Annotated in this window: 19 protein-coding genes; 11 read left to right on the top strand and 8 right to left on the bottom strand. The window is 47.8% G+C overall.

Going from position 1 to position 20,288, the window contains the following annotated elements:
- Positions 1 to 35: 35 nt before the first annotated feature.
- The 11 genes from PK629_06820 (at position 36) to PK629_06770 (ending at position 11,839) form a co-directional block, all read left to right on the top strand.
- Positions 36 to 971: a type II secretion system F family protein gene (locus tag PK629_06820; GenBank protein HOP11185.1), complete on the top strand. Its 936-nt coding sequence runs from the start codon at positions 36 to 38 to the stop codon at positions 969 to 971.
- 9 nt (positions 972 to 980) lie between these two features.
- Positions 981 to 1,904, top strand: coding sequence for a type II secretion system F family protein (locus tag PK629_06815; protein ID HOP11184.1), 924 nt, complete (start codon positions 981 to 983; stop codon positions 1,902 to 1,904).
- Entirely contained in the window at positions 1,901 to 2,242 is a 342-nt protein-coding gene (locus tag PK629_06810) for a DUF192 domain-containing protein (GenBank protein HOP11183.1), read from the top strand. Before PK629_06815 ends, PK629_06810 begins: the two co-directional genes overlap by 4 nt.
- A 171-nt stretch (positions 2,243 to 2,413) precedes the next feature.
- Positions 2,414 to 3,181: a methyltransferase domain-containing protein gene (locus PK629_06805; protein ID HOP11182.1), complete on the top strand. Its 768-nt coding sequence runs from the start codon at positions 2,414 to 2,416 to the stop codon at positions 3,179 to 3,181.
- Positions 3,182 to 3,237: 56 nt separating this feature from the next.
- Positions 3,238 to 4,275 (top strand): 2-hydroxyacid dehydrogenase, encoded by a 1,038-nt coding sequence (locus PK629_06800; GenBank protein ID HOP11181.1) that lies wholly within the window; start codon positions 3,238 to 3,240, stop codon positions 4,273 to 4,275.
- 83 nt (positions 4,276 to 4,358) lie between these two features.
- On the top strand, positions 4,359 to 5,246 hold the full coding sequence (locus PK629_06795; GenBank protein ID HOP11180.1) for a beta-1,6-N-acetylglucosaminyltransferase: 888 nt from the start codon (positions 4,359 to 4,361) through the stop codon (positions 5,244 to 5,246).
- 294 nt (positions 5,247 to 5,540) lie between these two features.
- Positions 5,541 to 6,989 (top strand): 2-isopropylmalate synthase, encoded by a 1,449-nt coding sequence (locus tag PK629_06790; protein ID HOP11179.1) that lies wholly within the window; start codon positions 5,541 to 5,543, stop codon positions 6,987 to 6,989.
- Positions 6,990 to 6,993: 4 nt separating this feature from the next.
- A complete protein-coding gene (locus tag PK629_06785; protein ID HOP11178.1) occupies positions 6,994 to 8,085 on the top strand; it encodes a glycosyltransferase family 2 protein in 1,092 nt (363 codons plus the stop codon).
- Between the two features lie 58 nt (positions 8,086 to 8,143).
- Complete coding sequence (locus PK629_06780) at positions 8,144 to 9,289, top strand: glycosyltransferase family 2 protein (GenBank protein HOP11177.1); 1,146 nt, start codon at positions 8,144 to 8,146, stop codon at positions 9,287 to 9,289.
- 15 nt (positions 9,290 to 9,304) lie between these two features.
- Positions 9,305 to 10,408 (top strand): glycosyltransferase family 2 protein, encoded by a 1,104-nt coding sequence (locus PK629_06775; protein ID HOP11176.1) that lies wholly within the window; start codon positions 9,305 to 9,307, stop codon positions 10,406 to 10,408.
- A 9-nt stretch (positions 10,409 to 10,417) separates the two neighbouring features.
- Complete coding sequence (locus PK629_06770) at positions 10,418 to 11,839, top strand: hypothetical protein (GenBank protein ID HOP11175.1); 1,422 nt, start codon at positions 10,418 to 10,420, stop codon at positions 11,837 to 11,839.
- Here PK629_06770 and PK629_06765 read toward each other — a convergent pair.
- Genes PK629_06765 through PK629_06730 form a run of 8 tightly spaced genes read right to left on the bottom strand, consistent with a single transcriptional unit; the run spans position 11,836 to position 20,195 of the window.
- A complete protein-coding gene (locus tag PK629_06765) occupies positions 11,836 to 12,849 on the bottom strand; it encodes an SDR family NAD(P)-dependent oxidoreductase (protein ID HOP11174.1) in 1,014 nt (337 codons plus the stop codon). The two genes, PK629_06770 and PK629_06765, sit on opposite strands and share 4 nt — an antisense overlap.
- 8 nt (positions 12,850 to 12,857) lie before the next feature.
- On the bottom strand, positions 12,858 to 14,030 hold the full coding sequence (locus tag PK629_06760) for a galactokinase family protein (protein ID HOP11173.1): 1,173 nt from the start codon (positions 14,028 to 14,030) through the stop codon (positions 12,858 to 12,860).
- Positions 14,031 to 14,032: 2 nt separating this feature from the next.
- Complete coding sequence (locus tag PK629_06755; protein ID HOP11172.1) at positions 14,033 to 14,917, bottom strand: ATP-grasp fold amidoligase family protein; 885 nt, start codon at positions 14,915 to 14,917, stop codon at positions 14,033 to 14,035.
- Between the two features lie 22 nt (positions 14,918 to 14,939).
- A complete protein-coding gene (locus tag PK629_06750; GenBank protein HOP11171.1) occupies positions 14,940 to 16,112 on the bottom strand; it encodes a glycosyltransferase family 4 protein in 1,173 nt (390 codons plus the stop codon).
- Positions 16,113 to 16,128: 16 nt separating this feature from the next.
- Complete coding sequence (locus PK629_06745) at positions 16,129 to 17,064, bottom strand: ATP-grasp fold amidoligase family protein (GenBank protein ID HOP11170.1); 936 nt, start codon at positions 17,062 to 17,064, stop codon at positions 16,129 to 16,131.
- On the bottom strand, positions 17,061 to 17,951 hold the full coding sequence (locus tag PK629_06740) for an ATP-grasp fold amidoligase family protein (protein ID HOP11169.1): 891 nt from the start codon (positions 17,949 to 17,951) through the stop codon (positions 17,061 to 17,063). Before PK629_06740 ends, PK629_06745 begins: the two co-directional genes overlap by 4 nt.
- Positions 17,881 to 19,032 (bottom strand): glycosyltransferase family 4 protein, encoded by a 1,152-nt coding sequence (locus PK629_06735; GenBank protein ID HOP11168.1) that lies wholly within the window; start codon positions 19,030 to 19,032, stop codon positions 17,881 to 17,883. The genes PK629_06740 and PK629_06735 overlap by 71 nt, the downstream gene beginning before the upstream one ends.
- A complete protein-coding gene (locus PK629_06730) occupies positions 19,029 to 20,195 on the bottom strand; it encodes a glycosyltransferase family 4 protein (GenBank protein HOP11167.1) in 1,167 nt (388 codons plus the stop codon). Before PK629_06730 ends, PK629_06735 begins: the two co-directional genes overlap by 4 nt.
- Positions 20,196 to 20,288: the final 93 nt, after the last annotated feature.

The following is a 20,288-nucleotide window of genomic DNA, read 5'->3' as shown; positions in this document are numbered from 1 at the left end:
GTTTTTAACAACTCCTCAGAAAGGGAGGTTTTAATTTGCAGGATCTGATCAAATACGGACTGATCATCACCGCAGCCAGTGTCGTCTTTTGTTTTGCGGTTATGATTATATACGCCCTGACCAAAAACCGTGTCCGCGAACGGGAGCGCATCAAAGCTCTGACCACTCCGGAAGAAGAGACGCGCCACCGTGAAAAGAAAGGGAAAAAGCCCCGTGCACAGCGTAAGCAGCTCGAAAAATTGGCCGATGAACTATATGTCGCCGGAATCGCCTTAAGAGCCGAAGAATTTATTCTGATATGGGTGATTGCCACCGTTGGGGTTCCGCTGTTGTTTTTGTTCTTCGGAGCCAACCCCATTTTATGTATCGGCGTTGTTATCATCGGTGCCGCAGCTCCGATCGCCTTTGTCCGTTTCAAGCGCCATAAGCAACTCGGTAAAATTGACAAACAGCTTATCGACGCTGTTGCCATTATCAGTAACTCCATTCGCGCCGGTATGTCTTTTCAATCGGCCATGCAAAGCATTGCAGATGAAATGGAACCCCCTATTTCAAAGGAATTTGCCAGGGTCAGCCGTGAGACCAGGCTCGGTATGCCCCTTGAAACCAGTTTTGAACAGATGATTACCCGCACCGGCAATATGGATCTGGAGCTCATCTGCAACGCAGTCATCATCCAACGCCAAATCGGCGGTAACCTCGCTGAAGTGCTGGATAACATCTCCGCGACCATAGCAGACCGCATCCGCCTGCGCGGTGAGATCAAAGCCATGACCGCGTCGGGAACCCTCAGCGGATATATTATCGGTGCTTTACCGATTTTCATGCTGTTGCTGTTGATGTTCCTTAACCCGGAATATATCAATATGTTCTTTTCCACTTCCGCCGGCCGCGTTATGCTTGCGATTTCGGCCACAATGGAAACCATCGGCTTCCTGATTGTGCGTAAAATCGTCAATATCAAAATGTGAGGATAACCAATGATGAGATATGTCGTTTTATCTGTGGTCTCCGCTGTTTTTGCCATCGTTGTCGCGATACTCGCTCGAGTCGGGCAAAAATGGGATGCCACAGGCCGCCGTTTAAACGCCATCCGAAATGTGCAGCGTGAGTACGGCGACGAAGAATTAAAAAAGAGTTTTGCAGACCGCTTGGTCCGACCGTTTTTAAAAAAGGTTTCTTCTGCTTTCAAACGCAAAGATCAAGCTTCTTCCAAGCAAAGCAAGAGCATGGAGAAGCTTAGCAGACTGCTCAAAACAGCCGGTAAGGAAATTACCGCTACCGAATTCACTACAATTAAATCAATTTTAACGGTTGTCGTATTATTCATCTGTCTGCTGATCTTCCGATTCAGCACACTTGAGATGCTTCATAAACTTCTCATTCTGCTGTTCGGCATGATCGCCTGTATTCTGGGGCCGAAAAGTTATGTCAATTCCAAGGTCAAAAAACGCAAAGAGGAGATTGTCCATGATCTCCCCGACGTGATGGACCTGTTGGTTGTCAGTGCCGAAGCCGGGTTGGGGCTGGATGCTTCTATCACCCGTCTTGCACAAAAAAACAAAGGCGTTGTCGTCAGCGAACTCGCCGCCGCAGTAAAGAACATCCAAATGGGCGTCCCCCGCAGAACTTCTTTTAAAGAACTGGCAGATCGCTGCGACGTCAAAGAACTTACGGCATTCACAACCGCCATTATTCAAGCTGAACAGCTCGGTGTTCCGATCAAAAACGTCCTCACTTCTCAAGCCGATCGTCTGAGAGTCGAACGCCGCCAGCGCATTCAGGCCAAAGCCATGAAAGCCCCTGTCAAGATCATGCTGCCCACAATCGGGTTTATTTTCCCGGTCATCTTCATCATTTTGCTCGGACCGGCAGTCATGAATCTGATCGAGGTCTTTACATGAGGATTATTGAAATCTCAAAAAACGAGACGGTACTCTGCCGCGCGTTTTACGCCAATAACTTCTTCACCCGCCTGCGGGGATTGATCGGACGCACCCTTGACGACAATATCAGCGGTCTTCTGCTTGTCCCCTGTAATCAGGTACACACGTTTAATATGACCTATCCGATCGATATCCTCTATCTTGCCAAGGACGGAACCGTTTTAAAAATCGACGCGAAAATTCCGCCGTCCAAAGTTCTGAAGACCGTAAAAAAAGCCCACAGCGTACTTGAACTGCGTTCCGGCGCCGCCGAACAAGCCGGGATTCAAACCGGTGACCGCCTGCTCCATCAATAATTTGCTTCCGAAAGCCGCATACTTTGCCTGCAGATTCCTGCAAGCATTGGTTTCTTTTGGTTCAAGCGGCATGTTTTATATTGCTTTTGTCCGTTCCGCCCCCGTGGAACGGATTTTTTTTGCAAAATACACGCCCGATATGATATACTCTTTTCCAAAGGAGGCGTTTTCATGCCGCAGTGGGACTCGACGCAGTATTTGAAATTTAAAAACCAGCGTACTCGCCCTGCCGTCGATTTGGCTGAGCACGTACCGCTCACGTCGCCCCAAAAGGTGCTTGATGTCGGCTGCGGACCGGGAAACAGTACCGCCGTGCTGGCAAAACGTTTTCCGGGTGCTTCCGTCACCGGTATTGACAACTCTCCGAATATGATCGAAGCAGCCAAAAAGGCCCATCCGGATTTAAATTTTGTGCTGGCCGATGTAAATGCCGATCTTTCTGCACTGGGGAAGTTCGATCTCGTCTTCTCCAATGCCTGCATCCAATGGGTACCGAATCATGACACACTGATCCCCCGGCTGCTCAATTCAGCCCTCCCGGGCGGCTATCTGGCCATTCAGGTTCCGATGAATCAGGATACCCCCATTCAGCGCCTGATCCGGCAGACCGCCATGAGCCCGGAATGGTGCGATCATTTCTCCGGCCCGCGGATTTTTTTCACACTGACGCCACCGGAATATTACGATATTCTGGTAAAAAACAGCCGGATCTGCGATCTGTGGATGACAACCTATTATCACATTCTGCCCGGCGCCGAGGCGATTTTGGAATGGTACCGGGGCACAGGCCTCCGACCCTATCTGGAAGCCCTGTCCGAGATGGAACGCCCGAAGTTTGAACGCTGCATCCTTGAAAAAATCCGAGAGAACTACCCCGCCCGCGAAGACGGTACGGTGATTTTCCCATTTCCGCGGTTCTTTATGCTGGCTCAAAAATAAACCGGCATACAAGGCCGCAAAACGAATACAATATGCACGAAAGGGCGGTTATGACCATGAAAAAGGTAGCTTTCTTTGACGCGAAACCCTATGACATCAAAGCTTTTGACGAACAGAATAAAACTTATGAGATTCGCTATTTCGATTCCAAGCTAAATCCGGATACCGCCCCGCTCGCTTCCGGCTGTGAGGCTGTCATCGGTTTTGTCAACGACGACATCGGCGCCAAAACCATCGAGAAACTGTATGGACTCGGTGTAAAAGCCCTCGCGATGCGCAGCGCCGGTTATAACAATGTCGATTTTAAGGCTGCTTACGGAAAAATCAACGTAATGCGCGTTCCGGCTTATTCTCCCTATGCAGTTGCGGAACACGCTATGGCCATGCTGCTGACGCTCAATCGGAAAATTCACAAGGCCTACAATCGCACCCGTGATTACAATTACAGCCTGAACGGTCTGTGCGGCACCGATATGCACGGCAAAACCGCAGGCGTCATCGGCACAGGCCGCATCGGACGCGTTTTTATCGATATCTGCCGCGGTTTCGGCATGAACATCCTCGCTTATGACCCCTTCCCCGCCAAAGATGCGGATTTTGCCTATACCGATTTGGACACCCTGCTGGGCAGCGCCGACTTCATCTCCCTGCACTGCCCGCTGACCGACCAGACCCATCACCTTATCAACAAAGATTCCATTGATAAGATGAAAAACGGCGTATACATCGTCAACACCTCCCGTGGCGGCTTGGTCGACAGTGAAGATCTGCTGGCCGGTCTGCAAGCCAAAAAAATCGGCGGCGCCTGTCTGGACGTCTACGAGGAGGAGGCAGATTTCTTCTACGAGGATCACTCGGAATCCGGGGTGAACGACGATACGCTCGCCCTGCTCTCAGCCATGCCGAACGTCATCATTACCTCGCATCAGGCGTACTTCACCACTGAAGCGCTGCATAATATCGCCGAGGTAACCCTGAAAAACCTCGACGCCTTTTTCGCCGGCGGCGAACTGAAGAACGAAATCTGTTATTACTGCGACCGGCAAACAAATCCCAAAGAGTGCCGCAAAACACGAAAAGAACGCTGCTTTTAAATTCAAATACAATCCCGTTTCGCTTTTTTATCCTTCACACCTTCCCTGCTTTTGCGGCAAATTTAATTAATTCGGGTGATTTTATGAAGATTGCATTTTTGGCTTTGGCACATAATAATCCCCAAATCGCCATTCGGCTAACCGATAAATTAACCAAGGGCACACAAAATGCTGTCTTTTTTCATATTGACAAAAAGACTGACATCACGCCGTTTCTGGCAGCCGAAAACGCTGTTTTCATCTCGGAGCGGCAGCAAATCCGTTGGGCGGGGTTTTCTATCCTGCGTGCCGAAATCGAGCTTATCCGTGCCGCTCTGAAAGCGGGGGACTTCAATCGTTTTGTCGTTTTACAAATGCCCTGTTATTCCGCTCTTTCCAATACCGGGATCGAAAAATTTTTCTCCGATCCCAAAAAAGAATATCTATCGGCATTGAATGTCACCGACAGCGGGCAAAAACGTCATCTGTATAAATTTCGCATTTATTGGCATAAGGACAGCAGAAATCCGTTTTTTATCATGTCGGACCTGCTGCAGGGCCAGCTGTTCAGTAAATTCAAATTCGCTCTTTACATACGCAAACCGACAATCACCATCGACGGTAAAGTGTGTCCGCTCTGGTGTGGGTGGACACATATCGCCCTAACCCGTGCAGCAGCAGAGTATGTGGTTGCTTTTTTTGACACGCACCCGGAAGTCAACGCCTTTTTCAAGACTGTCTTCGCACCGGACGAATCTTATATCCACACGATATTATTTAATTCTCCGTTCCGCGAGCAGTGCCTTCCCGTCTCTCATATGAATTCAAACGCCTGCACAACAATGTTTTTCAAATACACAAATTCTGTTCATGTGTTTGAACGAGATGAATTTGAAACAATCAAAGCAAGCGGCCTTCCGTTTTTCCGAAAGGTTGACTCCCACAGTATCGAACTGCTTGATTTGATTGATTCGCAAACCGGTGGTGAATAGTCGATCAATCATAAAAACCACTGTGAATTTTATTACATGAAGATAATTCTCTTTTGCGTTTTTCACGAAACGCGGAAAGGACTGCTTAATATTTTTGTCGCTTTTTCCAAAATTGACAATAACCGACCCGTATGGTACTATTAAATAGGAAAACCGGATTTATTCCACGGATTTTTATTCGTTATTTTGCATAAAATAATCAGAATACTTAATTTGACAAAACATGAAAATCCGATTATAATTATCAGTTAATTTCATCTTTTTCCGGAAACCGCTATAAAGGAGGGCGTACATATGGCAACCAACCCCAGACCCGATCGCACCGAGGACGATCTCAAAACCGTATATTTCTCCAAAAACACCAATGTTTTGGAACAATCGGTATATGAATATCAACTTCAGGAGCGCGAGACCCCGAATCTCTACCGCAACCTGTTTGACTATGAAAGCGTGCCCAAAATCGCTTTCAACCACCGTGTCGTCCCGATGAACACGCCGAATGACCTGTGGATCACCGATACCACTTTCCGCGACGGTCAACAGTCCACCTCTCCGTTCACGGTCAAGCAAATCGTCGATCTGTACACGATGATGCACCGCCTCGGCGGCAAGAAGGGTCTGATCCGTCAGAGTGAGTTTTTCGTCTATACGCAAAAAGACCGTGAGGCAGTCGACAAGTGCCTGTCTTTGGGTTATCAATTCCCCGAAGTTACCAGCTGGATCCGCGCCAGTGAAAATGATTTCAAACTTGTCAAGGAGATCGGCATCAAAGAGACCGGCATTCTTGTCAGCTGCTCAGATTATCACATCTACAACAAAATGGGGCTGACCCGTCAGAAAGCCCTCGACAAATATCTCGGCGTGGTCAAATCGGTGCTGGAATACGGTATCCGTCCGCGCTGTCACTTTGAAGACATCACCCGCGCCGATTTTTACGGCTTTGTGGTGCCGCTGGCCAGAGCCCTGCATGAGCTCTCGGTCGAATCCGGTATCCCGATTAAAATCCGCGCCTGCGACACGATGGGCTACGGCGTCTCCTTCCCCGGCGTGGCGCTCCCCAGAAGCGTACCGGGCATCATCTACGGTCTGATGCATTATGCCCATATCCCCAGCGAACTGCTCGAGTGGCACGGTCACAACGATTTTTATAAAGTTGTCACCAACTCCTCCACCGCCTGGCTTTACGGCAGCAGCAGCGTCAACTGCGCCCTGCTCGGCATCGGCGAGCGTACCGGCAACTGTCCGCTCGAAGCGATGGTTATGGAATACTGTGCCCTGCACGGGACCAACGACGGCATGAACTTGCCGGTGATTACCGAGATTGCCCGCTATTTTGAAGACGAGATCGGCTACGAGATTCCGCCGCGCACCCCGTTTGTCGGCCGTAACTTTAACGTTACCCGCGCCGGTATCCATGCCGACGGACTGCTCAAGGACGAGGAGATTTATAATATTTTCAACACCCATAAGCTGCTGCACCGCCCGCCGACAGTCGCAGTCGATTCCCACAGCGGCCTCGCCGGTATCGCACTCTGGATGAACCGCTTCTTCCGCCTGGACGACGATAAATGCATTGATAAAAAGAGCGATCTGGTTGCCAAGGTCAAAGAACAGGTCGACATCGAATATGCCGGAGGGCGTAATACCGTCATGGGGGACGACGAGCTGGAACAGATCATTAAAAAGATTGATTTTAATGCATACGAAAGCCTGATTCACGCCCATATAAAAAAGGACAAATAAACCTATGGAATTGTCAGTTGTTATTCCCGTTTACAACGCTGCGAAATATTTGAATCAATGTCTTGACAGTATCTTGAATCAAGACCTTATGGATTTTGAAATTATTGCAGTAGACGACGGTTCGACCGACAATTCCTACATAATTCTCGACGAATACGCCCAAAAAGACTCCAGAGTCAAAGTCATCCGTCAATCAAACCAAGGAGCGGGACCGGCCAGAAATCATGGAATGGCGTTGGCAACCGGAAACTATGTGACCTTCTTTGATGCGGATGACTTTATGCCCGAAAACTGTCTGAAAAGCGCTTATGAATTTGCCGAATCCCATGATGCCGATGTCGCCGTATTTTTGATGAATCATTACTGCGATGATATCGGCGTCTTTGAGACGCCCCATAACGTTCATTTGATTCCGCATCCTCCATACGGTACGGTTTTTTCCATACATGACGATCCCGACCGGTTTCCTTTGATGTTTTCCGGCATTATCTGCGCAAAATTCTTCCGCCGCGAATTCCTCAAAGAAACCGGTATTGAGTTTATGCCGCTGGCAAATTGCAATGACGTGTTTTTTGTCTTCTGTAATCTGATTTTGGCACAACGTGTTGTTTGTTCCGATATCACAACGATGCACTACCGTATCAGAACCGGCACCAGCATCACCGACGGGCGTGAAAAAAATCCGCTGTGTACCCTCTACGCAAATGAGGCAATCCATGATTTTGCAGCATCCCTCCCTTGGTTTCCGAAAATCAAACGCGGTATTGCCAATCTCAACGCAAAATCTATGAACGAATTTTTCTCTAATTATAAAACCGCTGCAGCATTCAGAGCCCTGTACATTGCTCTTCACGACGAAGGTCTACGCCATATGGAACTGACAGACCTTCCGAAAAAATATATTTATTCTCGCTTTATCTCCTCCGAAATGAGACATATTAGATACTTCGGGCCTTTTATGCCCAAAAACGCAAAAAGAAATATTTTATTTTGGAAAGAAGTGACCTTCCTCATTCCGGGCCTAGTCTGGTTCTTCACGCGGACGTTTGAAAACGGTTTTAGCCATACGTTTAAACATTTAAAACATCTAAAATAAAATTATCAAAGATTAAATAACCCAAAGACCACTCTTGGAGGTTCAAAAAGGGACAATTATGGAAAACATCAAAATTTCAATCATTACTCCGGTTTATAACGCCGAAAAATACCTGCATCAATGTATTGACAGCGTCCTAAGCCAAAACCTTGATTCCCTTGAATTGATTGCTGTAGATGACGGCTCAACGGATTCCTCAAGCAAAATTCTCGACGAATATGCCGCCAAAGACCCCCGCGTCAGCGTCATTCACCAAAAGAATTCCTCCTGCGGCTATGCGCGTAATGCGGGTTTGGAATTGGCCGTCGGTGAATATATCCTTTTTCTCGACGCAGACGACTTTCTGCATAAAAACCGACTCGGAGCAGCTTATCAATTCGCCGTCACCCATGACGCTGATACCGCCGTTTTTCAAATCGACGAATATAATGATAAAACCGGAACGTCTCAACCGCTGCACTACGCCTCTTATCTGAAACCGCCCGAATCCGGCAGAGTGTTTTCATGGCATGATTTTCCTGATGATTTCTTTCTCTTTTTCTATTCCGGCGTAAATTCAAAATTATATCGCCGCGCTTTGCTGCAAAACTCCGGTGTTAAATTCAGAGCTGCCAACAACTCCGAGGACTTTGATCATACATTTTCTCATCTGATTCTCTCGAAAAAGATTGTCTGCTCCGATCTTTTTCTCTGTAATTACCGGGTCAATATCGGCGATAGCATAGAAGACCTTCTCGAAAGCGACCCCTGTGGCCGCATTGAAGCCACTGACGCATTTCACGATTTCGCGGCAACTCAGCCGTTTTATTCCCAGATCAAAAAAGGCGTCGCTCGAATTAATGCGCATATCCATATCGGATTTTTATCCTCCTGCCGTACCGCAAAAGCATTCCGGGAATATTACAATGCCTTAAAAAACGGCGCGCTCGAACGGGAGGAATTGTTCGGATTGCCTCGCGGATATCTGCATTCTCCCTTCGCCGATTATGCGGTCAGACGCATTTTGCGTGGAAACCCCGCAATGCCGAAAAATGCCCGCAAAACCATCCGGTTCTGGAAGGGCATCACCTTTTTCGGCGGATCCGTGCGGTGGTTTTTCTATCGGCTTTTCCATAACGGTCCGGCAGAAATTCGACGCCGCCTCTCTTTGCAAAAAGATGATGCGCATTGTTCCACTGTACATAAAGGAAAGCACTCCCTATGAAAGGATGATTTCAGTTTGAAACTCTCGGTTATCATTCCTGTATACAACAAGGAAATGTACTTGTGCCAATGCCTTGACAGTGTGTTGAATCAAGGCCTTGATGAGTTTGAAATCATTGCGATCGACGACGGCTCAACCGATTCTTCGGGCTTGATTCTCGACGGATATGCCGAAAAGGATGTGCGTGTCAAAGTCATTCACCAGCAAAACCGAGGAGTCGGATCCGCCAGAAACACAGGACTTGCCGCCACCGTTGGCGAATACATCCTCTTTTTAGATGCAGATGATTTTTTATACGACCAAAAACTTGCTCCCGCCGTAGAATTCGCATACGCAAGCAATGCTGATATGGTCGAATTCTGTAGTGATATTTATCAGCATCAGACCGGTGAGATCATTATCCCGACCGAAATTTTTTATGCGGATCGTCCGCCGATCGGGCATCCGTTTTCTTGGCGTGACGATCCTGAATTTTTCGCATTGAAATTTAAAATCTGTGTGCATTCGAAAATCTTTCGGCGTTCATTTTTAAAGGAATCCGGAATTCAATTTACATCCCTGAGAAACTGTGAAGATTATGTCTATCTGCTCTCATTGATGCTGCTGGCAGACCGGATTGTGCTGTCGGATATCAAACTTATGCTGTATCGAATCGGCACCGGAACCAGTATTGAAGACACCCTCGATAAAGCACCGTTGTGCCGTATCGAATCAACACTGCTGCTGCACGATTTCGCCGCTTCTTTGCCGTTTTACAATCAAGTTAAGCGCGGAGTCTGTTCGATGAATGCGATTATGAATACGAGTTTTCTGACTACCTGCAAAAGCGCTGCTGTGTTCCGAGAATACTATGCCACACTCAAAAACGGTGCGCTCGAAAAGTTGGAACTGACCGGATTGAAAAGAGGATATATACCCTCTCCCGCTTCAGATTCGGCAATACGACGGATTTTGCGGGGGAATCCCATTATGCCGAAACTCGCCCGCCGGCTGACGGTATGGAAAGCGCTGACCTTCCCCGTCGCTTATTCCCGGGCCATTTTCAGCGCTTTCCGGACCGGTGGCTCCAAAGAGGTCTTTCGGCGGATCCGTATCTCAAAAAGCCGTATAGGAGAGTGAAAAGTGAATATGACTGACTTCATGACGCTTAAAAACAATACCCTGGCTTTTCTGGAGAACTGTTGTCCTTCGAACGGGGTTTTCAATGCTGTCGGTTGGGAGTCAAGCGGCGAAAACAGCGTGCTGACGCCTGCAGCAAGGGCTTTTATCAAAACCGACGATCAGATTCGTGTCTTGAAAAAATCATTTTCACAACGCATGGCTGAAAACGACTGGCGGTTTTCTTCGACACCGGGCGGCTGCGAATCGCTGGAAGGCGGCCATTCGGCACTCGAGACCTATTATTTTTACGGGCTGACCGAGCAGCTGCCGCAGGAAAACAAAGACGCCTGGATCGCCTATTTCAATCAATATCAAGACCGGGAAACCGGCTATTATCTCGGCCCGTATGTGCGCCCGAAAAATCATCGTGCTTGGCGGGATTTTTCGCTCTGTACCCACCCGTGGTACCATATGCACGATCATTTTGTGTCCTCACTGTGTCCGACCATGATGCTGCTCGGCGGCAAATCGAAATATCCGCTTTCCTCCGGCAGCATGACCGGGCGGTTTTTGGAGCAATCCTATCTTGAAGAATACCTTTGGAGACGCGACTGGAACGCCTACCAAAAAGACGGCAACTACCGCCGCCACAACCCCTGGTGGATGGGCAACGAGTTCTGGTACCCGGCCTGTATTTTGTGGCAGATTACGCAGTGGGAATCCGGAACGCCTACCGCTGCACAGGCGCGAAAGATGCTCGACGAGGTTTGGTACAAGTGGCATGACGAAAACTTCGGCGTCACGGGTTTTTGGTACGGAGAACTTAACGGCGACCCGAAAAGAATCTGGAATAACGGTTTTTCCGGAAACATCTTGCCCAACGACCGCAGCGATTTAAAATTCGAATGGGTCTCGGTTCCGGTCATGGGCGGCGCGCACCAGCTCTGGTTTTACGATTACGACGGGCATCCGATCCCCGAAAACGTCCGAAAAGCCCAGACCGATACTCTGCTCTCTCTGCAAAATGTCAACGATCATCGCTTCGGTTTGGATTCGCCCGACCGCCTTGATTCCGAATCCGACAACTGCAAAGACGTCGACTGCATGACCTTGTTGGCAATTAATTATCAGCGGCAGGATTACCGCCGCAAAGAAATCGAAACTGCGCTAGAAAAAGCCGCCATTGCTATTTTAAACGATAAAATCAACAAAGACGGCGTGTTGGTCTCGCGCCAAAACCGCGAATACCTGCACCATTCCGCTTCTTACGAGACCCTATCGCGCGCCGGTGACGCCAACATCTTGGACCAGTCGTTTTATCTGTGGGCGCTGCGTGCCGCGTTCTCGGTGCTGAAAAAAAGCGACAGTCCCGCGCTCCAATCGTTCATCGACTACGATTGGCCCGCCGTCCCGTCGCATTGGTTATGGCTCCCGCCGAGAACCCATTAAATTTTATAATATTCTTTATACCACTTTGCAAACGCGGTCAGACCGTCTTTTAAGCTCGTGCGGGGTTTGAATCCGAAATCCCGTTCCAGTTCGCTGACGTCGGCATAGGTCTGCAAGACGTCGCCGGGCTGCATCGGGAGATATTCTTTTTCCGCCGGCTGCTTGATGACGCCCGCCGTCATCAGGCAGTTTTCCAATGTCGCCACAAAGTCGGTAAGGGTTTCGGGATGACTATTGCCGATGTTGTAAATCTTGTGCGGTGCGCCGTTTTCGTCCTGCACAGGCGGTTTTTGCATCACGTTGATAATGCCCTCGATGATGTCGTCGATATAAGTGAAGTCGCGCTTCATCTCGCCGTAGTTGAAAAGCGGTATCTTTTCGCCCCGAACCATCTTATCCGTGAAACTGAAATAGGCCATGTCGGGACGGCCCATCGGCCCGTAAACCGTGAAAAAGCGCAGGCCGACCGACGGGATTTGATAGAGTTTCGCATAGCTGTAGGCCATGGCCTCGTCGGCTTTTTTGGTTGCGGCATACAAACTGACCGGCATATCGGTCTTGTCCTCGGCCGAATACGGCACTTTTTGATTCGCCCCGTATACCGACGAACTCGACGCATACACCAGATTTTTCACAGGGTGATGGCGGCAGGCCTCGAGGATATTAAAAAACCCGACGATATTGCTTTGAATATAGGCCTCGGGATGGGTGATGGAATACCGCACACCCGCCTGCGCCGCCAGATGCACGACGATATCGAATTTCTCTTTTGCAAACAGTTCATCAACTGCGGCTTTATCTGCCAAATCCATTCGGTGAAACGTAAAATTCGGATATGCTTTTAACAAATCCAGACGGGCATATTTTAATTTTACATCGTAATAATCGTTGAGATTGTCAACACCGGCGACGGACAATCCCGCCTCTAGCAATTTTTTCGACAGCGCCGCCCCGATAAATCCCGCAGCGCCCGTCACTAAAATTTTAGATTGCACTGTCAAAACGCTCATTCCCCTTCTCACAGCCGAACGCCGTCGGCGGTTTGGCAAAAATGAACCGAAAATTTATCCGCCAAGTTCGGAAATTGCTTTAAATATTCGCTCGTGACCGCTTTTTCGATACTATCCCGAAATGCCGGATCAATGAGCGCCATGCAGCAGCCCTTGAATCCCGCGCCGGAAAACCGCCCGCCGTAAATGCCGTCGGTTTTGCGCATGATCTCATAAAGCGCGATCAGTTCGGGCGAGCCGGTCTCGTAATTCACAATGGAACTTTTTCCGCTCTCAAAACACAGTTGACCAAATTTCTCGATATCGCCTTTCCGCCAGGCTTCAACACCTTGTTCCACCCGCTCGAATTCGGTATAAAAATGCACCGCCCGTTTTCGCCAGTTCTCCGGGAGTTTTCTCTGATATCGCTCAAAAACCTTCCGCGAGATATCCCGTAAACGCGCATCTTTAAAATCGCCGTATTCCATACCCGAAAAACCCATCAATGCATAAGCGGCCGCCTTGCACTCATCTACCCGCATATTGTATTTCGTACCACCCAACATGCGTTCAATACCGCTGAAAAAGATGACGATTTCATAGGGCTTCATCACAACGTTTGCCGGAATCAGCTCTCGGCTGTCGTCTTTCGTGTCCAAATAAAGCAGATGATCTTTCCGACTGTAGATTTCACAGGACTGATCCAATGTTCCGCAGGCCACACCCACATAGTCGTTCTCGGCGCGCAATGCAAGTTCAATCATCTCTTCCGGCCTAAGCATAATCTCGTTCACTTTACAAAGTGCACTGAGAAACGCGATGATTACCGCCGCGGACGAAGAAAGCCCGCCGATCGGCAGATCTCCTTCAACCACACCTGCAAGACCTTTTTGCAACTGATATTTTTTGCCCATTAAAAGTGTTGCACCGCGCAGATAATCTGCCCAGTCGTTTTGTTTTTGCTTCGGCACTTCATGAATGTGAAACTGTGCCCGCTTATCAAAATTTAACGAAACCAATTCGATAACTCCGTTTTGTTTGGGCGCATAAGCAATGTGAATCCCCTGATCAATCGCAAAACCTGTAATCTTTCCGTATTGGTGATCCGAATGCGCGCCGATAGGGCAAACGCGATAGGGGCAAAATCCCATGCTTTCGGGTTCATGATGATAAATTTGTTCAAACCGTTCTCTGCACTTCATTTTTAAATACTCCGTTTTTTGATTTCAGAATCTTTTTCAGGTAAAATAAGTCCACTTCCGATGTAATCGTCCCATTCTTCGGGGTAAAAGCGGTTTAATCCTCCCGCCGGATAAAAAGTGAATTCTCCGATATACGGTCTACCGCATACGTCATATAAATCAATGCGGATCAACGGAAACGGTTTTGCAATGGTCCTGCAGATTTGAAGCATTTTTTCTAATGATGCGGGCGCCGCAAAAGGTTTCGGGCTGTTTGCATAATTTTTTTCTCTTAGTTCCAGATGCTGCAGCTGCATATTATAGGCGTCCACCTGAAGCCCGCCTTCTCCGCCTCTGTTTTGGCAAGTAAACAGATAGCGGGGTTCGCCGTTCATACAGGTGAATTTATAATCTTTTAAACCGCATTCATTCTCATCAAACAGATATTTCTCCGCAATAATGCGCGGCCGGATGTTTTTGTATCCCCATTCCCGGGTGATTCGATAATAATTCCTTTTCATTGTTTTTTCAAGCCGTGTTTTTGCTTTTGCTTTATCAAATGTCGTTTTATCACGGCAAATGATAACTGAGCCGCTGTCGCGGGTGCATTTGAGTACGAATTGATTCGGCAGCTTTTCGAAATTGATTTCCCCGAATGTGTCCCAAATGCCCAGAAGCGGTACCATATAATCGTCGCCGAGTATTTCAGACGCATAACCCCTCATGGCGTATTTATCCGAGAGCACCGTATACAGCGGGTCGCGATGATATAATTTTAACCACTGGATTTTTTCGCTGTAGGTCTTCGGGTCTCTCAAGTTCAACTTGCGGTGAAAAGCCGTGCGGTAAAATAATTGAATATACGGTTTGTCCGGCAGCCAAAACAACAGGCCCGCGTAAGACAACATTTGTAACGCAGCCCCCGGACTTTTAAAAAATCGTTTGATCGATTCGCCCGTCATTTTCCCCTCCGATCTCCAGAAGATATTCCTCCCACCGGGCGACTATTTCGTCCGTCCTATAGGCCTGAGCGCTCTGTTTTGCTGCTTCTCCGAGATCATCGGAAAGCGCTTGGCTTTCCAGCAATTTACGCATGGCATTCGCCAACGCCTGCTCGTCGCCTTTTGGGATCAACAGGCCGTTTACGCCGTCATGAATCAACGCGCGTGCTCCTCCGCCCGCGCAATCCGTCGCAATCACCGGCAGTCCGATGGCCATACTCTCCATCAGCGCGTTCGGCAGCCCCTCCCAATCCGAACTCAGAACAAACAGCCGCGCGTTTTTTATCTTTTCGGCGATGTCGGGTACATTGCCGGGAAACCGGATTCTATCAGACAAACCGATTTTTTTTGCGAGTTCCGCCAACTCTTCCTTCAACTTTCCTTTCCCGTAAATCACCAGATTTTCGTTTGGGAAATCATCCGCGATCCTTGCAAACGCCCGGATCAACATCGGAAAATTCTTTTGAGGTTCCAAACGCCCGACAGCGACAATGTCTTTGTGTCCGCTTTCCGCGCGCTCCGTTTGATAAAACACATCGGAAACGGGGTTCGGAATGATACGAAAGTTTTTTAGTTTTTGCACAGGGAATCGGTTCTTCTGCTCTTCTGTTTGAAATACACATCCGTCGGTAAAACGATACAGAAGCTTTACCAATCTCCTGAGCCACAGGGATTTAAATATTTTTCCAGGATCATTTCTGACGGAAATCAAATTTTTAATTTTCAAACGCCTTACCGCTAAAAGCGCTCTAAAGTTATTCTTGGGCAGAAATGAAATTAAAACGTCGAACTTTCTCTCTATACAAAGCGTACGCAATTTTTTTATACTGGAATTATTTCGATGAATTATTTCAAATAGCAAACGCAGGTTTCTGATATTGAAAATACTACGGCTGCGAGACATTCCCGGAGGTCTTTCTTCGAATTTTCCAACTAAAACAATTCTTTCAACGGAATCCGGAATTTGATATTCGTTCCCCCTATAATAATCCGTAATCAATACGATATCATGCCCATGGGCATTCAGTCCGTTGGCTAAAACCGACATGACCCGCTCAGCGCCGCCGTTGCTCAGAGAATTGATATATAATAAAACCCGCATTCGTTTTCGATTCCTTTCACGCTTTTTGTTCTTTTTTCCTTTCAGGCAGTATCAACCAACTGCCCACCGTCTCATTCATCGTGTTTGTCTCATAAACCGCATACCCGGCAGCCGGATATAAGGTAAGCTCACCGATATAAATCTCGCCTTGAATATTGTAAAAATCCACCCGGACGAACGGAAACGGCTTGGCGAGAATCTTGCAGAATTCAATCATTTTTTCAAAAGATTGCGGTCGTTCAAAAACGCAGCCACTGGGCTGATAATCCCTGTATCTAATTTTATCCTCCAAGGGTTTCCACTGCATATCAAACATGTCAACCGCCGGATGAGCTTGGCTCTCTCTGTTTTTACAGACATTAACATACTTGGGATGTCCGTTAAAACACATAAATTTGTAATCTTTAAGTTCATATCCGCTCTCATCGACCAGATATTCCTCCGCAATAATGCGGGGTCGGATATCTTTATATGCCCATTCCCGATAATAAGGGTAATAATTGTGCCGCAAGTGCCGCTCGATTTTATCTTTCGCGGCGCTGATATCCAATAAGCGTTTATCCCTGCAGATGTAGTTCCCGCCGCAGTCGTGGGTGGTTTTCAATACAAATTGCTCCGGAAGTTCGTCAAAATCAATCTCTTCAAAAGTGTTCCAGATGCCCAGCAGCGGCACCGTGTATTCCATGCCGACTCGATTTGCAATGTATTCCCGAACGGCATATTTATCTGAAATCCGCGTATGAAGCGGGGTTCTGTTATAAAGCTTGAGCCATTGAATTTTCTCAGTAAAGGTCTTCGGCGACTTCAAATTGAGCCTCATTTTTATAATCAAACGATAATACCATAAAAGATACGGTTTATCAGGTATCCAGTTCAGCAATCCGGCTCCTGATACCCGCATTAAAAACGCCTGCGGATGTTTTAAATAGTATTTTACACTTTCCGCTCTCATACGGTTCCCTCGTATTCATCGGTTTTATACGGCAATTCCAACCAATCCCCCAATGTTTTATCCCACTCCTCAGGGACAAATTTCTTCACTCCGGCGTCGGGGCAGAACGTAAACTCACCGAAATAGATTTTTCCGCCGGTCTCGTAAAGATCCAGCCGGACGAACGGAAAGGGGTTTGAAAGAAGTTCGCAGATGTGTACCATCTCGTCAAAAAAAGCAGGCTTCTCAATCGTTTTGCCGATGATATTGTGCTTTTTCATAATAGGCAGAGGCTGCCATTGCATATCATAGTAATTGATCTTCAACCCGGTCTCATCTCTGCGGTCCTGACAGGTGTAAAGACAGCGGGGTTTTCCGTTAAAACAGAGAAACTTATAATCCATCACCCCACGGCCGGTTTGATCGGTCAAATATTCTTCGGCAATAATGCGCGGTTTGATTCTCTTATATTCCCTTTCGCGACCCTGATGATAATACCTGCGCCGCATCCACTTGTTCACCGTTTCACGCAGAACTTCTTTATCAATCTTTGATTTGTCCTCGCAGATAAACACATCACCGGAAGTGTGGTTCGGCTTCAGCACAAATTGTTCGGGAAGCGTATTGAAATCAATCTCATCAAACCGTTTCCAAACGCCCAACAACGGAACTACATACGCTTGTCCGAGTTTATCGGCTATATATTGCCGCACCGCATATTTGTCCACCAGCTTTGTCCGCTCGTTATCTTTGTGATATACCTTCAGCCAGCAGAGTTTTTCGTTGAATGTCCGGGGGTTCTTAAGGTTGCACTTTCGCCCCATATGGAATCGGTAATCAATTTTTACCCACCATTTGGCCGGCAGCAGCCGCATCACGGTCTGTTTGATGAGAGTCTCGAGTTTCATTCGTCTCACGCTCCGTCTCGATTTTATCGCTTCCGATCAATAAATCACACCACCGCCTGAGAATATATCCCGCATCAAATTTTTTAACGTCTTTTTTCGCTTGTGCACCCATAATTGCGCATAATTCATCGTTCCCGAGCAGTTTTTCAATGCTTACCGCCATTGCATCCGTGTCTCCGACCGGAACAAGCAGACCGTTTTCGCCGTCTCTGATCACCTCGTCCGAACCGGCACAGTCGGTCGAGATCACCGGCAGACCCATTGCCATCGCTTCCAATAAAGCATTGGATTGCCCCTCATAATCCGAAGATAAAACAAACAGTTTTGCGTCGGAAATACGCTCGTGGATATCCGCCATATTCCCGGGTAAAAAGACATATCCCTCCAAACCGAGTTCGCGGATCTGCTTTTCCAACTTGCAGCGTAAATCCCCTTCTCCGTATATGTAAAGCCTGCACGCCGGAAAATCCTGATGTACCCGGGAAAACGCGTCGATGAGCATCTTATGGTTTTTTTGTGCCATCAACCGCCCTGCCGTGACAATTTTATTCTGTTTTTCCGATTTTGCCTGTATGCTTACCTGAACAGGGTTGCCGATGACCACACTTTTCTCCGCAATCCGCTTTTTAAAGTAATTCTTTGCACGCTCGGTCTGAAAGACAATGCCGTCGGCTTTTGAGTAAAGCAGATTCGTCGCAAACTTGACAAGAACACTTCTGCCGTCCATAGTAGGGTCGTTTCGCTCTGAGATAATTACCCGCTGCTGCAATCCTCTTGCCGCAAACAACGTGAGCAAGTTAATACGGGCGACAAACGAGACCACCACGTCCGGCTTTTCAAGACGCATCAAAGCCCTGAGTTCCCGGATCCAATACGGCGCTTTTTTCATCCGGGAGCCGCCTCCGCCCGTCAAATCAATCAATTTTATCGCGGGGTTCAGCGGATATTCGCAGCGGTTGGTCAACAGCATCAAAACACTGACATCCCAATTGTCTTGGGCACAGCGGTTCGCCAAAATTGAAATCACCCGTTCCGCGCCGCCCCGGCTCATTCCCCCGAGGACAAAAAAGATCTTTTTCATAATTCCCGATAAATCCCCCGCATCTTTTCCCCGATGACTTCGGAGGAAAAATCCCGAATCCGTTCGGCGTTAAATGCGCCGAAACGCGCTCTCAATGAGGGATCATCCACCAAGATCGTCAATCCCTCGGCAAATGCCGACACGTCCGTCGGCGCATAGAGAAAACCGCCTTTTTTATCGACGATTAAATCCCGATTCCCTCGGATATCAGAACACAATACCGACAGCCCACTAGCCATCGCCTCCATCAACGACAGCGATAACCCCTCATGAAATGACGGGAAACAAAATACATCGGCAGCGTGATACAGATCTGCAACATCACTTCGATATCCGAGAAAATGCACCCGGTCTGTGATGCCAAACTCTTCGGACAAACGGCGCAAATAATGTTCTTCCTGCCCAAAGCCTACCAATATGTAATGAATATTCCGATTTGACGCTGCGATTGCTTTTAAAATTACCTGTTGATTCTTTCTTGCAGATAATTCACCCACTGTGATAACCGCAAAAGCATCTTCAGGAATTCCGAGTTCTTTTCGCAGGGTCTGCAACGCTGCCGTACCTTCGGAAAACCGCAATAAATCAACGCCCACGCCCTGCACATAGGTGGTCTTTTTGGCACGCAAATGCTTTTGGGCAAAGCGAAAATCCTCATGATTGATGGTGATTAAAACGTCTGTGAAAAAAGAACAATACCACTCGATGGGAAAGTAAAAAAGCCAGTAATGCAGCGGTGCGCCATTGAAAAAATGGAACCCATGCGCCGTGTATACCATCTTTGTGCCTTGTTTTTTTCGAACTTTCCGTGCACAAAGCCGCGCCAAAACCCCGCCGATCGGGGAATGGCAGTGGACAAACCGGTATTGGTTCTCCGTATAAATTTTTCGAAACATCCGGTCGGATTCTGCAATCTTTTTAAAAGCAAAAATGTTTCTCGGCACCGGAATATCGTATACTTTGATGCCGCGAGCGGCCAGTTCCGCCTTGAATTCATCTACCCGTTTCTGATCGGTGATATTGCCGCTTTGAAAATTAGCCGCCACATGAACTTCATACCCCATTGACTGTAAAACATCAATGTTGCTCATATTGAATAAATCAATCATCGATGCAACGGAAGCCGTCATCAGTACCTTCGGTTTTTTCTGTGCCGAATCCACCCCGGACGCCCCCTTTTTTATAATTGATTTAAATTCAAATGTCGTCGCATAGTTAAACAGTAAATCGCTGGCATTTATAAATTATACGTGATT

The sequence above is a fragment of the Oscillospiraceae bacterium genome (assembly GCA_035380125.1).
In the GTDB taxonomy this organism is placed as follows: Bacteria; Bacillota; Clostridia; order Oscillospirales; family JAKOTC01; genus DAOPZJ01.
The sequence above is the reverse complement of the archived record's forward strand: the minus strand, read 5'-3'. Positions and strand labels throughout refer to the sequence as shown.